At 55.2% G+C, this 14,262-nt stretch carries 12 protein-coding genes and 1 riboswitch; of the genes, 8 read left to right on the top strand and 4 right to left on the bottom strand.

Annotated elements, in window-relative coordinates:
* Nucleotides 1-1,401 carry a 3-isopropylmalate dehydratase large subunit gene (gene leuC / locus N7268_RS08935; RefSeq protein WP_260862565.1) on the top strand — a complete coding sequence of 467 codons (1,401 nt, stop codon included), beginning with the start codon at nucleotides 1-3 and terminating at the stop codon, nucleotides 1,399-1,401.
* Between the two features lie 10 nt (nucleotides 1,402-1,411).
* A complete protein-coding gene (gene leuD, locus N7268_RS08930) occupies nucleotides 1,412-2,017 on the top strand; it encodes a 3-isopropylmalate dehydratase small subunit (protein WP_198906485.1) in 606 nt (201 codons plus the stop codon).
* Nucleotides 2,018-2,069: 52 nt separating this feature from the next.
* Here leuD and N7268_RS08925 read toward each other — a convergent pair whose 3' ends face one another.
* Both N7268_RS08925 and sgrT read right to left on the bottom strand, forming a co-directional pair.
* Complete coding sequence (locus tag N7268_RS08925) at nucleotides 2,070-3,248, bottom strand: sugar efflux transporter (protein WP_260862564.1); 1,179 nt, start codon at nucleotides 3,246-3,248, stop codon at nucleotides 2,070-2,072.
* A 120-nt stretch (nucleotides 3,249-3,368) separates the two neighbouring features.
* A complete protein-coding gene (gene sgrT, locus N7268_RS08920; RefSeq protein ID WP_005124538.1) occupies nucleotides 3,369-3,491 on the bottom strand; it encodes a glucose uptake inhibitor SgrT in 123 nt (40 codons plus the stop codon).
* A gap of 99 nt (nucleotides 3,492-3,590) precedes the next feature.
* Between sgrT and sgrR the strand changes: the two genes are divergently transcribed.
* The 4 genes from sgrR (at nucleotide 3,591) to thiQ (ending at nucleotide 8,919) form a co-directional block, all read left to right on the top strand.
* Nucleotides 3,591-5,246 carry an HTH-type transcriptional regulator SgrR gene (gene sgrR, locus N7268_RS08915; protein WP_260862563.1) on the top strand — a complete coding sequence of 552 codons (1,656 nt, stop codon included), beginning with the start codon at nucleotides 3,591-3,593 and terminating at the stop codon, nucleotides 5,244-5,246.
* 46 nt (nucleotides 5,247-5,292) lie between these two features.
* Nucleotides 5,293-5,510: riboswitch (TPP riboswitch) on the top strand.
* Between the two features lie 157 nt (nucleotides 5,511-5,667).
* Nucleotides 5,668-6,651 carry a thiamine ABC transporter substrate binding subunit gene (thiB, locus tag N7268_RS08910; protein WP_198906489.1) on the top strand — a complete coding sequence of 328 codons (984 nt, stop codon included), beginning with the start codon at nucleotides 5,668-5,670 and terminating at the stop codon, nucleotides 6,649-6,651.
* Nucleotides 6,627-8,237 (top strand): thiamine/thiamine pyrophosphate ABC transporter permease ThiP, encoded by a 1,611-nt coding sequence (gene thiP / locus N7268_RS08905; protein WP_260862562.1) that lies wholly within the window; start codon nucleotides 6,627-6,629, stop codon nucleotides 8,235-8,237. The genes thiB and thiP overlap by 25 nt, the downstream gene beginning before the upstream one ends.
* Entirely contained in the window at nucleotides 8,221-8,919 is a 699-nt protein-coding gene (gene thiQ, locus N7268_RS08900) for a thiamine ABC transporter ATP-binding protein ThiQ (protein WP_260862561.1), read from the top strand. The genes thiP and thiQ overlap by 17 nt, the downstream gene beginning before the upstream one ends.
* A gap of 43 nt (nucleotides 8,920-8,962) precedes the next feature.
* Here the strand turns inward: thiQ and N7268_RS08895 are convergent, their stop codons facing one another.
* Nucleotides 8,963-9,730, bottom strand: coding sequence for a DedA family protein (locus N7268_RS08895; protein ID WP_260862560.1), 768 nt, complete (start codon nucleotides 9,728-9,730; stop codon nucleotides 8,963-8,965).
* 119 nt (nucleotides 9,731-9,849) lie between these two features.
* Entirely contained in the window at nucleotides 9,850-10,695 is an 846-nt protein-coding gene (gene araC / locus N7268_RS08890; protein WP_260862559.1) for an arabinose operon transcriptional regulator AraC, read from the bottom strand.
* Between the two features lie 339 nt (nucleotides 10,696-11,034).
* Between araC and araB the strand changes: the two genes are divergently transcribed.
* Complete coding sequence (gene araB, locus N7268_RS08885) at nucleotides 11,035-12,744, top strand: ribulokinase (RefSeq protein ID WP_260862558.1); 1,710 nt, start codon at nucleotides 11,035-11,037, stop codon at nucleotides 12,742-12,744.
* Nucleotides 12,745-12,754: 10 nt separating this feature from the next.
* Nucleotides 12,755-14,257, top strand: coding sequence for an L-arabinose isomerase (gene araA / locus N7268_RS08880; protein WP_260862557.1), 1,503 nt, complete (start codon nucleotides 12,755-12,757; stop codon nucleotides 14,255-14,257).
* Nucleotides 14,258-14,262: the final 5 nt, after the last annotated feature.

Here is a 14,262-nt window from a genome sequence, read left to right as displayed (position 1 = left end):
ATGGCCAAAACGTTATACGAAAAATTGTTTGATGCGCACGTGGTCTATGAAGCGCAAAACGAAACGCCGCTGTTGTATATCGACAGACATCTGGTACATGAAGTGACCTCTCCACAGGCATTTGATGGCCTGCGTGCGCACAACCGTCCGGTTCGCCAGCCAGGCAAAACCTTCGCCACCATGGACCATAATGTCTCGACGCAAACCAAAGACATTAACGCCTCCGGCGAAATGGCGCGTATTCAGATGCAGGAACTGATTAAAAACTGCAATGAATTTGGCGTGGAGCTGTACGACCTGAATCACCCCTTTCAGGGCATCGTCCATGTGATGGGGCCAGAGCAAGGCGTGACATTACCGGGTATGACCATCGTCTGCGGTGACTCCCATACCGCGACTCACGGCGCGTTCGGCGCGCTGGCATTTGGTATCGGCACGTCTGAAGTTGAGCATGTCCTGGCGACGCAAACCCTGAAACAGGGGCGCGCAAAAACCATGAAGATTGAAGTCAACGGCACGGCCGCACCAGGTATCACAGCCAAAGATATCGTACTGGCCATTATTGGCAAAACCGGCAGCGCTGGCGGAACCGGTCATGTGGTTGAGTTCTGTGGCGACGCGATCCGCGCACTGAGCATGGAAGGTCGTATGACCCTGTGCAATATGGCGATCGAGATGGGGGCAAAAGCCGGCCTGGTGGCGCCAGATGAAACCACCTTTAACTATGTTCAGGGTCGGTTACATGCGCCGAAAGGCCAGGATTTTACCAATGCCGTTGAATACTGGAAAACGCTGAAAACCGATGACGGCGCAACGTTTGACACCATCGTCACCCTGCAGGCTGAAGAGATCGCACCACAGGTGACCTGGGGCACGAACCCGGGCCAGGTCATCTCCGTGAATGAAAATATCCCCGACCCAGCGTCATTTACCGATCCGGTTGAGCGTGCTTCAGCGGAAAAAGCGCTGGCGTATATGGGGCTGAAGCCGGGCATTCCATTAACGGAAGTGGCTATCGATAAAGTGTTTATTGGCTCTTGCACCAACTCACGTATTGAAGATTTACGCGCCGCGGCAGAAATCGCCAAAGGACGTAAAGTCGCCCCGGGCGTACAGGCGCTGGTTGTGCCTGGTTCTGGTCCGGTAAAAGCGCAGGCGGAAGCGGAAGGTCTGGATAAGATCTTTATTGAAGCCGGTTTTGAATGGCGTTTACCGGGTTGCTCAATGTGCCTGGCCATGAACAATGACCGTCTGAATCCCGGCGAACGTTGCGCGTCTACCAGTAACCGTAACTTTGAGGGTCGTCAGGGTCGCGGTGGACGTACGCACTTAGTCAGCCCGGCCATGGCCGCCGCCGCCGCCGTTACCGGTCATTTTGCCGACATTCGCAGCATCAAATAAGGAAACTACCATGGCAGAGAAATTTACCCAGCATACCGGCCTGGTTGTCCCACTGGATGCCGCCAACGTCGATACCGACGCGATTATCCCCAAGCAGTTTTTGCAGAAGGTGACGCGTACCGGTTTTGGTGCACACCTGTTTAACGACTGGCGTTTTCTGGATGAAAACGGCCAGCAGCCCAACCCGGCGTTCGTTCTGAACTTCCCTGAATACAAAGGGGCGTCAATACTGCTGGCGCGGGAAAACTTTGGCTGCGGCTCTTCACGTGAACATGCGCCGTGGGCGTTGACCGATTACGGCTTTAAAGTGGTTATTGCCCCAAGCTTCGCCGATATCTTCTACGGCAACAGTTTTAATAACCAACTGCTGCCGGTGAAGTTAAGCGATGAAGAGGTCGATGAACTGTTCAAACTGGTGCAGGCGAATCCGGGGATCACGTTCAACGTGGATCTGGAAGCGCAAGTCGTGAAGGCGGGAGATAACGCTTATCCGTTTGTTATCGACGCATTCCGCCGTCACTGTATGCTTAACGGGCTGGACAGCATCGGATTAACGCTGCAGCACGAAAATGCCATTGCAGCGTACGAAGAGAAACAGCCCGCGTTTATGCGCTGATCATCTCATCACGCCTTATCCGGCCTGTTCAGCAAGGGCAGGCCGGATATCCTTAAACGTCCTTGACCCGGCTCGTCATATACAATGTGACCACCGAAATCGCCGCAATCACCCCGTAAACGGCAAAATGTCCGTAACTTTGCGCCACAGCCCCCTGGATCACCCCCGCCAGAATCACGCCCGTTGAAATACTGTTGGTAAATAATGTGGTCGCTGACCCTGCGCGTCCCGGCATCAAATCCTGAAACCACAACATCCCTATTCCGGCGATAATACCGATGAACACCGCATTAAACAGTTGCAGAACCAGCAGCGCCGTGCGGCTGTGAAAGAAGATAAGACCAAGATAAAACAGGACGCCGGCCGCCACCGCAGCGATCATCATCCGCCTTTTACCAAAGCGCTTAACGTAGTATCCCGCCAGAATCATCGCCGGAATCTCCAGCCCTGCGGCGGTGCCCATCAGTATCCCGGCCAGCTTATCCGGCAGCCCAAGCTCAAGGCTAATCCATAACGGCATATCGATAATGTACATGGTGTTGCAGGTCCACATCAGGGTGGAGGCGATAAACAACATGCGCACATTTTTATCCTGCCAGCCACCGGTCTGCTCAGGCGGTTGATCAACGGGCTGCTCAACCCGAGCCACCGACGGCAGGATCAGCGCGATCAGTAGCAGGCTCACGGCGAAAATGCCTGCGGCTATAGAGAACATGGCCGTGAAACCGTAATTAAGCGCCAGCATGAATGCCAGTGGCGGCCCGATCACCCAGGCCAGCGAAAGCTGGGCACGCATCACCGAGCTAAACATTACCACTTCGCGCGCTGAGTTATCGGCATACTCCCGCGCCAGGGCAAACAGCTGCGGCATCGCCGTATTCGCCAGCGAGGCCAACAGCACACCACAGGTAATCAGCGTTAAATAATGGCGGTTAAAGGCAAACAGCAGCGCGTTTCCCACCGCCATCAGGCAGCAGAACATGATCAGTTTGCGCCGATCGCCCTGGCTGTCGGAGCGTTTCGCGAGACCGAGACTCACGACGATCCCGGCAATCGCATTGACGGTGTAAAACAGCCCGACCCAAAACGGCTGTGCCCCGACCTCGCGACTGAGAAACAGGCTCAATGTCGGTGCCTGTAACGCCCCTGCCACTCCCATCATAAAGGCGACCAGCATAAATGCCGCGTACACGCCGTTGAGGCGCCGTCCCATCGTCATAATCCAGAGCATTACCGTTCCCTTTTAGCTGCGCCGCGAAAATGAAAAAAGCCAGCAGATAATATCTGCTGGCGTGGCGATTTTACACCAATACTCAGTCACACATGATGTCTGCAATTCGGCTGTCAGAGGTCAGGCTGTCACCTCCCACTGCATCAGTTCTTCAAGCATCTTTAAGCGCTGCGGCGCGCTCAGGCAAGCCAGCCAGGACGATTTCTCCGTCGCGGTAAAGTACTTCATATAGAACTGACGCATAGATGACCCCTTCGTTGTCTCATCGCTTCATCGGAATCTATTATTGGCTTAATATAGGGATAATAAAATTGCTGAGTTTTGTGCAGGAGTTCCCCTTTTATGTCTTCTGGTCGTTTGCAACAACAGTTCATCCGTCTGTGGCAATGCTGTGACGGCAAAACGCAAGACACCACGCTGAACGAGCTGGCAGAACTGCTTAGCTGCTCCCGCCGTCATATGCGCACCCTACTCAATACCATGCAGGAACGCGGCTGGCTGACGTGGGAAGCGGAGGTCGGTCGTGGCAAACGCTCGCGCCTGACCTTTCTTTATACCGGGCTGGCGCTCCAGCAACAGCGGGCAGAAGACCTGCTGGAACAGGATCGTATTGATCAACTGGTGCAACTGGTGGGCGACAAAACCGCAGTACGGCAGATGCTGGTATCCCATCTGGGTCGCAGTTTCCGTCAGGGCCGCCACATCATGCGCGTCCTCTACTATCGCCCCATGCACAACCTGCTCCCCGGCACGGCCTTACGTCGTTCCGAAACCCATATTGCCCGACAAATCTTTAGCGCCTTAATTCGCGTAAATGAGGAAAATGGGGAACTGGAAGCCGATATCGCGCATCACTGGCAACAAATTTCACCATTACACTGGCGATTCTTCCTGCGTCCGGGGGTGCATTTTCATCATGGACGCGAACTGGAAATGGAGGATGTCATCGCCTCCCTCATGCGCATCAACAGCCTGCCGCTGTATTCGCACATTACGCAGATCCTCTCCCCTACCCCCTGGACGCTGGATATCCATCTGGCGCAACCGGATCGTTGGCTGCCCTGGTTACTGGGGCAAGTGCCCGCGATGATCCTGCCGCGTGAATGGGAAACATTGCATAATTTCTCCAGTCACCCCATCGGCACCGGCCCTTATGCGGTGATGCGTAATACCCATAACCAGCTAAAAATTCACGCATTTGATGATTACTTTGGCTACCGGGCGCTGATCGACGAAGTTAACGTTTGGGTCTTACCGGACATCGGTGAAGAACCCGGCGGCGGGCTGATGCTCAAAGGCCCAACAGAAGACGAAAAGGCGATTGAAAGCCGGCTGGAAGAAGGCTGCTATTACCTGCTTTTTGACGCCCGTACACATCGGGGAGCCAATCAGGAGGTCAGGGAATGGATAAGCCGGGTACTCTCACCAACAAATTTAATCTACCACGCCGACGAACAGTATCAGCGCCACTGGTTTCCCGCCTACGGTTTACTGCCGCGCTGGCACCATGCCAGACCGGGTCATGGTGAAAAACCCGCCGGGCTGGAAACGCTGACGCTCACGTACTATCGCGATCATATTGAGCACCGTGTTATTGCCCAGATCATGAAAACGTTACTGGCAGAGCATCAGGTCCAGCTGAATATCCAGGAGATCGACTACGATCAATGGCATGCGGGGGAAATCGTCAGCGATTTCTGGCTTAACAGCGCCAACTTTACCTTGCCGCTGGACTTCTCGCTGTTCGCCCATTTATGCGAAGTCCCGTTACTCCAAAACTGTATTTCCCGGGACTGGGAAAGCGACGCCGCCCGCTGGCGAACCGGGGAGATGAGTCTGGCGGCATGGTGCCAGCAACTGCTCGCCAGTAAAGCCATTGTGCCGCTGATTCATCACTGGCTGATCATTCAGGGACAGCGCAGTATGCGCGGGCTACGCATGAATACTCTCGGCTGGTTTGATTTTAAATCAGCGTGGTTTGCCCCACCGGATCCTTAAAGATGGCTCTTGATTGCCGCATAGCAACAAAATCATTACACTAACGCCGTTCTCAACGGGGTGCTAAATAAAAACATACACAAAATCATTCATGATGCATCAAGGCGGCAAGTGAGTTCCCAGGAGCATAGATAACTCTGTGACTGGGGCATGCAAGCGCAGCCAACACAGAGGCAGCGTGAATGATGAAGTGTATGGGCTGAGAGATACCCGTCGAACCTGATCCGGATAATGCCGGCGAAGGGATTTGAGGCTATAACTCAAGTCCTTTGCCACCTAACTCGTCATACTTCAAGTTGCAGATGCGTTGGCTTTCCTCGCTCACCCCAGTCACGTACTACCTGTACGCTCCTGAGGATGCGCTGCGTCGCTGCCTTCCTGCAACTCGAATTATTTAGAGTTTTACTTTATGAGGTGCAAAGTGTTAAAAAAATGTCTTCCCCTGCTGCTGCTGTGCGCAGCGCCTGCCTTCGCCAAACCTGTTTTGACCGTCTATACCTACGACTCGTTCGCCGCTGACTGGGGCCCCGGTCCAACCATCAAGAAAGCCTTTGAAGCTGACTGCAACTGCGAGCTGAAACTGGTGGCGCTGGAAGATGGCGTATCACTGCTGAACCGCCTGCGTATGGAGGGGAAGAACAGTAAAGCCGACGTGGTACTGGGCCTGGACAACAACCTGCTTGATGCCGCGATGCAAACCAAACTGTTCGCCAAAAGTGGCGTGGCAAGCGACGCGGTCAACGTCCCTGGCGGCTGGAAAAACGACACCTTCGTTCCGTTTGATTACGGCTATTTCGCCTTTGTCTACGATAAAAACAAACTGAAAAACCCGCCGAAAAGCCTGAAAGAACTGGTTGAAAGCGACCAGAAATGGCGTGTGATTTATCAGGACCCACGCACCAGTACACCGGGTCTGGGACTGTTGCTGTGGATGCAAAAAGTGTATGGCGATAAAGCACCAGAAGCCTGGCAGAAACTGGCGGCCAAAACGGTCACCGTCACGAAAGGCTGGAGTGAAGCTTACGGTTTGTTCCTGAAAGGTGAAAGCGATCTGGTGCTGAGTTACACCACCTCTCCGGCATATCACATTATCGAAGAGAAAAAAGACAATTACGCTGCCGCCAACTTTAGTGAAGGGCACTATTTGCAAGTGGAGGTCGCCGCCCGCACCGCCGCCAGCAAACAGCCTGAACTGGCCGAGAAGTTCCTTAAGTTTATGGTTTCTCCGGCATTCCAGAATGCGATTCCGACCGGCAACTGGATGTATCCGGTGACCCAGGTTTCCCTGCCGACAGGCTTTGCGCAACTGGATAAACCCTCCAGCGCGCTGGAATTCACTCCGCAGCAGGTTGCGGCCCAACGTCAGGCATGGATTAGCGAATGGCAACGCGCCGTCAGCCGTTAATTCCTGGCTGGCTGATCCCCGGACTGGCAGCGGCCACGTTGATGGTCGCTGTCGCTCTGGCTGCATTTCTGGCGCTGTGGTTTAACGCCCCTGAGGGAGACTGGCTTACGCTGTGGCAGGACAGTTACCTGTGGCATGTGGTGCGTTTTTCCTTCTGGCAGGCATTTTTATCTGCCGCGCTGTCAGTGATCCCGGCGATCTTCCTCGCCAGAGCGCTTTATCGTCGCCGTTTCCCTGGGCGTCTGGCGTTGCTACGCCTGTGCGCAATGACGCTGATCTTGCCCGTGCTGGTCGCCGTTTTCGGTATCCTCAGCGTCTACGGTCGCCAGGGCTGGCTGGCCTCGCTCTGGCACACATTCGGGCTGGAGTGGACGTTCTCGCCGTACGGTTTACAGGGCATTTTGCTGGCGCACGTCTTTTTCAATCTCCCGATGGCCAGCCGTTTACTGCTGCAATCGCTTGAGAACATTCCCGGCGAGCAACGCCAGCTCGCGGCTCAGCTAGGCATGCGGGGCTGGCATTTCTTTCGCTTTGTTGAATGGCCATGGCTGCGTCGCCAGATCCTGCCCGTCGCTGCGCTGATATTTATGCTGTGCTTCGCCAGTTTCGCTACCGTGCTGTCACTGGGCGGTGGACCACAGGCAACCACCATCGAGCTGGCTATCTATCAGGCGCTGAGCTACGACTATGATCCCGCTCGCGCCGCCATGCTGGCACTGATCCAGATGATTTGCTGTTTAGCGCTGGTACTGCTCAGCCAACGTTTGAGTCGCGCAATCGCCCCAGGCGCCACGCTGGTTCAGGGCTGGCGCGATCCCGACGATCGCCTGCACAGCCGGGTGACAGACGCATTATTGATCGTGCTGGCATTGCTGCTGTTGCTGCCGCCGTTGCTGGCAGTCATTGTTGATGGTGTTAACCGACATTTACTGGATGTCCTCGCGCAGCCCGTTCTGTGGCAAGCGCTAGGAACATCGCTGCGCATTGCACTGGCGGCTGGCCTGCTGTGCGTTATCCTCACCATGATGCTGCTGTGGAGCAGCCGCGAGCTACGTGCGCGACAACAGATTCTGGCCGGTCAGGCGCTGGAGTTGAGCGGCATGATGATACTGGCCATGCCGGGCATTGTGCTGGCCACCGGTTTCTTTTTGCTGCTGAACAACACCATCGGACTACCAGACTCTGCCGATGGCATCGTCATTTTCACCAATGCGCTGATGGCCATCCCTTATGCGCTGAAAGTGCTGGAAAATCCCATGCGTGACGTGACCGCCCGCTACAGTTTGTTATGTCACTCTTTAGGTATTGAAGGCTGGTCGCGATTGAAAGTGGTGGAACTGCGCGCCCTGAAGCGCCCGCTGGCGCAGGCGATGGCTTTTGCCTGCGTGCTCTCTATTGGCGATTTTGGTGTGGTGGCGCTGTTTGGTAATGATGATTTCCGCACGTTGCCGTTTTATTTGTATCAGCAGATTGGCTCCTATCGCAGTCAGGACGGGGCGGTAACGGCATTATTACTGCTGACCCTCTGCTTTACGCTGTTTACCGTTATTGAGAAATTACCGGGACGAAATGTTAAAACTGATTGATATCACATGGCTTTATCATCATTTACCCATGCGCTTTACGCTCTCGGTCGCGCGCGGTGAACAGATCGCCGTGCTGGGGCCAAGCGGTGCCGGGAAAAGTACGCTATTGAATTTGATTGCCGGTTTTCTTACGCCCGCCAGCGGTACGATGACGATTGAAGGTGAGGATCACACGACCACGCCGCCTTCTCGCCGCCCGGTCTCGATGCTCTTTCAGGAAAATAACCTGTTCAGTCACCTGAACGTGCAGCAAAATATCGGTCTGGGTTTGAATCCGAGTTTGAAATTGAACGGGCTTCAGAAAGAGAAACTGCACCACATTGCCCAACAAATGGGGCTCGAAAACCTGCTCGGCAGGCTGCCTGGCGAGCTTTCCGGTGGACAACGCCAACGCGTGGCGCTGGCGCGCTGTCTGGTGCGGGAACAACCCATTTTACTGCTCGACGAACCCTTCTCCGCACTCGACCCCGCTTTGCGCCAGGAGATGTTAACGCTGGTCGCCGAAGTCTGTCGTGATAAGCAACTTACGCTGTTGATGGTGTCCCATAGCGTGGAAGATGCGGCACGGATAGCGCCGCGTTCCATCGTGGTCGCCGACGGACGCATTGCGTGGCAAGGCAAAACGGATGAGCTACTTAGCGGTCATGCCAGCGCCTCGGTGCTGTTGGGGATAAAAGCGTAGGGCATTGCCGGAGGTCGTCAGCGCCATCCGGCATACCACGTGATCAGAAGCCCACGACTTTTCGCAAAATATCGATATACACCGGCATCAGCGGATGACGTATCAACGCGATCAGCGCCACAACACCGATACCGAGGACAAGCGGTGCCAGATAAAGCAGACGACCCCGTGGCAAATAGGGCGTTAAACGATCAATGGCCGCTTTACCGCTTCGCCACAGCCGCCAGCACAGCCAGCAGCCAACCCACAGCAACAGCGCCGTTGCCAGCAACAGCCATTTGAAATCCCCACTCTGCATATCGGCTGGAATATCAATTGCCGCGCCCGCCAGAATACCCGGCAGAAAATAGAAAGGCGGCCACAGTATGCAGCCGATGATATTGGGCACGATAAACTTCGCGACAGGCAGATCCAGCATCCCCGCGACCATCGGCACCAGAGGGCGCGTCGGCCCCACAAACCGCCCTACCAGAATGGTAAACATGCTGTGCTGATGCAGCGCATGCTCGGTTTTATCCAGCAACGCTTTATTCTTTTTCATGAAAGACCAGCGATGCAGCGGCTTTTTAAAACGCCATCCCAGCCAGAAAGAGATCCAGTCCCCTAACAGACATCCTGTTATGCCAGCCAACCAGGCGTGCCAGAAGTTCAGTTCACCGCTGCCAATCAGCGCCCCCAGCCCTGCCATCATCACAGTGCCGGGTAAAATCAGGCCGACCAGCGCCAGCGACTCCAGAAAAGCCACCAGCAGTACTGCAATCAATGAGTACACGGTGGACTGGAGAATAAAATGTTCCAGCAATGCTTGCATAATGTGTCCGTCAGATTTACGAAGCAGGGATTCTGCTAACCCTTCCCCACAACGTCAAGCCATCATTTGTCTGAATAGTTTGCGAGATATGACAACTTTTCGGACACATCATTCACTTTTTATTCACACCCAGCGCGAAACTCGCTGGGGCTGGCACCCGTACATTTCTTGAAAACGCGCGAGAAGTAGAGCTGATCGTCAAACCCGACATTCCGCCCCACCGTGGCGATCGGCATGCGTGTGGTGCTCAGCAATAACTTGGCCTGGCTGATGCGCTGATCCTCTCGCCAGCTCAATACGCTGATGCCCAACTGCTGGCGAAACAGGTGTGATAAACGCGAGGGCGACAGACAGACATGCTGGGCGACGCTGGCAATATCAAAATTGCTGTCTGCAAGGTGATCGCTAATGTACTGACAGGCATCGCGCACGCGGTTGTCCATCGGCGGATGCAACGATTCGTTGATCGCTTCCATACGTCTGAGCAACAGCTGCTCCAGCAGATTAATCGCCAGCAGTTCCGAGTAGCGACCTTCTCCCTGCCCGGCATTAATGATCTGTCCAAACAGGTCGTTAAAATGCGGCTGATGCGCTTCGTCAGGGCGGAAAAAACCGGTCTGGGCAAAAATGGCCGGCCAGGTCAGCCACTCCTGCCAGTAAGCGCGTGGCCGAAAATAGACCCACTGGTGATACCACTCACTGGCGTCAGGATGGCGTCCGTAGTGGTGAATTTCACCCGGCGGAAACAGTAAAATATCGCCAGGCCGGCAGACAAACTGTTTGCCCTGATTATTGATGACCCCTTCCCCACGGATGGTGAGGTTGAGGATATACCCCTTCATACCCAGCGGCCGGTCGATAAAAAAATCCAGGTACCCGTTTGCTTCGATGGGGGTTAATCCCGCCACCAAATGCGCATTAAACGAATAACCCGGTAGCAAGGGATCGTTTTGCGTTTCAGCCATAATTTCAATACTCCCGATGTTCTGATCAGAAACAAATCGTCCATATTACGCAAGACATCATCACCGTCGCCCCTGTGGGCCGCTATGGTTTCAGGGATGGGTCATCAACCCCGCATGCGAAAAGCACTTTGTAAAAAATATGTACTGTGCCAACGTCAAAAACGGCTAACAAAAGTGTCTATAACTACGGCAGAAATGTCCACATTGAATATTTGCACGGCGTCACACTTTGTGATGTAACAGCATTTTAGTCCATAAGATTAGCGGATCCTGCCTGACGGTTTTTATCCCCACTATCTACTGTTTATCCATACCTGTTTTTCTGGATGGAGTAAGACGATGGCGATAGCAATTGGCCTCGATTTTGGCAGTGATTCTGTGCGAGCTCTGGCGGTGGAATGCGCCACCGGTGAGGAGATCGCCACCAGCGTAGAGTGGTACCCGCGTTGGCAGGAAGGGCGCTACTGCGATGGCCCAAATAACCAGTTTCGCCATCATCCGCGCGACTACATTGAATCAATGGAAGCGGCGCTGAAAACCGTGCTGGCGGAACTGAGTGCGCAACAGCGCGCAGAGGTGGTCGGCATTGGCGTTGACAGCACCGGATCAACGCCTGCCCCCATCGACGCCGAGGGCAACGTACTGGCGCTCAGAGAAGAGTTCGCTGAAAACCCAAACGCGATGTTTGTCCTGTGGAAAGATCACACCGCCGTCGAAGAAGCCGAAGCCATTACCCGCCTGTGTCACACACCGGGCAACGTCGATTATTCACGTTATATCGGGGGGATTTACTCCAGCGAATGGTTCTGGGCAAAAATCCTGCATGTCACCCGCGAGGACAACGCAGTGGCTCAGGCGGCCGTCTCGTGGATTGAGCTGTGTGACTGGGTTCCGGCGCTACTCTCGAACACCGTGCGTCCACAGGATATTCGTCGCGGACGCTGCAGCGCCGGGCACAAATCCCTGTGGCATGAAAGCTGGGGAGGCCTTCCGCCCGCCCGTTTCTTTGATGAACTCGACCCTTTCATCAACCGTCATCTGCCCTACCCGATGTTTACCGATACCTTCACCGCCGACCTGCCCGTTGGCACGCTGTGCGCCGAATGGGCGCAGCGTCTGGGCCTGCCGGAAAGCGTGGTGATTTCCGGCGGCGCATTTGACTGCCATATGGGGGCAGTCGGCGCAGGCGCGCAGCCCAATACGCTGGTGAAAGTGATTGGCACCTCCACCTGCGACATTCTGATCGCTGATAAGCAAAGCGTCGGTGAACGCGCGGTAAAAGGGATTTGCGGACAGGTTGATGGCAGCGTGGTGCCGCACTTTATCGGCCTGGAGGCTGGTCAATCCGCTTTCGGTGATATCTATGCCTGGTTTAGCCGCGTGCTGAGCTGGCCGCTGGAACAACTTGCCGCGCAACACCCGGAGCTGAAGACCCAAATTAAAGCCAGCCAGAAACAGCTATTACCAGCCCTTACCGCAGCGTGGGCCAAAGATCCGTCGCTGGATCATCTGCCGGTGGTGCTCGACTGGTTCAATGGCCGCCGTACGCCTAATGCCAACCAGCGTCTGAAAGGGGTGATTACCGATCTCAACCTGGCGACGGATGCACCCGCACTGTTTGGCGGCCTGATTGCCGCCACCGCATTTGGTGCTCGCGCCATTATGGAGTGCTTTACCGAACAAGGCATTGCAGTCAACAACGTGATGGCGCTCGGCGGTATCGCGCGCAAGAACCCCGTCATCATGCAGGCCTGCTGTGACGTACTGAACCGTCCGCTGCAGATCGTGGCTTCAGACCAGTGCTGTGCGCTCGGCGCGGCGATCTTCGCCGCCGTCGCCGCAAAAGTGCATGCCGATATCCCCGCTGCACAGCAAAAAATGGCGAGTGCCGTGGAAAACACGCTGCAGCCTCGTCCTGAGCAGGCGCAACGCTTTGAACAGCTTTATCGCCGCTACCAGCAGTGGGCCGTAAGCGCCGAACAACAATACCTTCCGACTGCCGCGCCGGCGCAAACAGCCCCGGTCGACCAGGCAACCCTGACACATTAAGGACACGACAATGACGATTTTTGATAATTATGAAGTGTGGTTTGTGATTGGCAGCCAGCATCTGTATGGTCCTGAAACGTTGCGTCAGGTGACCCAACATGCCGAGCATGTCGTTAACGCACTGAATACTGAAGCGAAACTTCCCTGCAAACTGGTATTAAAACCGCTGGGCACGTCGCCGGATGAGATCACGGCGATTTGTCGTGACGCCAGCTATGACGATCGTTGCGCAGGGATGGTGGTCTGGCTGCACACCTTCTCCCCGGCCAAAATGTGGATTAACGGTCTGGCGATTCTTAACAAACCGCTACTGCAGTTTCACACCCAGTTCAACGCTGCCCTGCCGTGGGACAGTATTGATATGGACTTTATGAACCTGAACCAGACCGCACACGGCGGTCGCGAGTTTGGTTTCATCGGTGCGCGTATGCGTCAGCAGCATGCCGTTGTCACCGGTCACTGGCAGGATAAGCAAGCGCACGAGCGCATCGGTTCATGGATGCGCCAGGCCGTATCAAAACAAGATACCCGCCATCTGAAAGTGTGTCGTTTCGGCGATAACATGCGCGAAGTGGCCGTCACCGATGGCGATAAAGTGGCAGCGCAGATCAAATTTGGCTTCTCGGTGAACACCTGGGCTGTGGGCGATCTGGTCCAGGTCGTCAACGCGGTTAGCGATGGCGATATCAGCGCACTGATCGACGAGTACGAAAGCACCTATACCCTGACGGCGGCCACGCAGATCCACGGCGACAAGCGTCAAAACGTTGTGGAAGCGGCACGTATTGAACTCGGCATGAAGCGCTTCCTGGAACAGGGCGGATTCCACGCCTTTACCACCACATTTGAAGATTTGCATGGCCTGAAGCAGCTCCCGGGTCTGGCCGTACAGCGTCTGATGCAACAAGGCTACGGCTTTGCGGGCGAAGGCGACTGGAAAACTGCCGCTCTGCTTCGCATCATGAAGGTGATGTCAACCGGTCTGCAGGGCGGCACCTCATTTATGGAGGATTACACTTACCACTTTGAGCAGGGCAACGATCTGGTGCTCGGCTCGCATATGCTGGAAGTCTGCCCGTCAATCGCGGTGGAAGATAAACCGATCCTCGATGTGCAGCACCTTGGCATTGGCGGTAAAGAAGCACCGGCTCGCCTGATTTTCAACACCCAAACCGGCCCGGCGGTAGTGGCCAGCCTGATCGATCTCGGCGATCGCTATCGTCTGCTGGTTAACTGCATTGATACGGTCCCGACGCCACACGACCTGCCAAAACTGCCGGTAGCAAACGCCCTGTGGAAAGCCCAACCGGATCTGCCAACCGCATCCGAAGCCTGGATCCTTGCCGGTGGCGCGCACCATACCGTCTTCAGCCACGCGCTGGATCTCAATGACATGCGCCAGTTCGCTGAAATGCACGACATCGAGATCGCCGTGATCGATAACGATACCCGCCTGCCGGCCTTTAAAGACGCATTGCGCTGGAACGACGTGTATTACGGGTTTAAACGCTAAGCCCC

The organism is Citrobacter sp. Marseille-Q6884, from assembly GCF_945906775.1.
Classification (GTDB): domain Bacteria; phylum Pseudomonadota; class Gammaproteobacteria; order Enterobacterales; family Enterobacteriaceae; genus Citrobacter.
Note: the sequence above shows the minus strand (reverse complement) of the source record. Positions and strands in the feature narration are given on the sequence as shown.

Excerpts from the sequence above, each read along its gene's own strand:
- leuC (WP_260862565.1), top strand. The coding sequence starts at position 1 with ATGGCCAAAACGTTATACGAAAAATTGTTTGATGCGCACGTGGTCTAT.
- leuD (WP_198906485.1), top strand. The coding sequence starts at position 1,412 with ATGGCAGAGAAATTTACCCAGCATACCGGCCTGGTTGTCCCACTGGAT.
- N7268_RS08925 (WP_260862564.1), bottom strand. The coding sequence starts at position 3,248 with ATGCTCTGGATTATGACGATGGGACGGCGCCTCAACGGCGTGTACGCG.
- sgrT (WP_005124538.1), bottom strand. The coding sequence starts at position 3,491 with ATGCGTCAGTTCTATATGAAGTACTTTACCGCGACGGAGAAATCGTCC.
- sgrR (WP_260862563.1), top strand. The coding sequence starts at position 3,591 with ATGTCTTCTGGTCGTTTGCAACAACAGTTCATCCGTCTGTGGCAATGC.
- thiP (WP_260862562.1), top strand. The coding sequence starts at position 6,627 with ATGGCAACGCGCCGTCAGCCGTTAATTCCTGGCTGGCTGATCCCCGGA.
- thiQ (WP_260862561.1), top strand. The coding sequence starts at position 8,221 with ATGTTAAAACTGATTGATATCACATGGCTTTATCATCATTTACCCATG.
- N7268_RS08895 (WP_260862560.1), bottom strand. The coding sequence starts at position 9,730 with ATGCAAGCATTGCTGGAACATTTTATTCTCCAGTCCACCGTGTACTCA.
- araC (WP_260862559.1), bottom strand. The coding sequence starts at position 10,695 with ATGGCTGAAACGCAAAACGATCCCTTGCTACCGGGTTATTCGTTTAAT.
- araB (WP_260862558.1), top strand. The coding sequence starts at position 11,035 with ATGGCGATAGCAATTGGCCTCGATTTTGGCAGTGATTCTGTGCGAGCT.
- araA (WP_260862557.1), top strand. The coding sequence starts at position 12,755 with ATGACGATTTTTGATAATTATGAAGTGTGGTTTGTGATTGGCAGCCAG.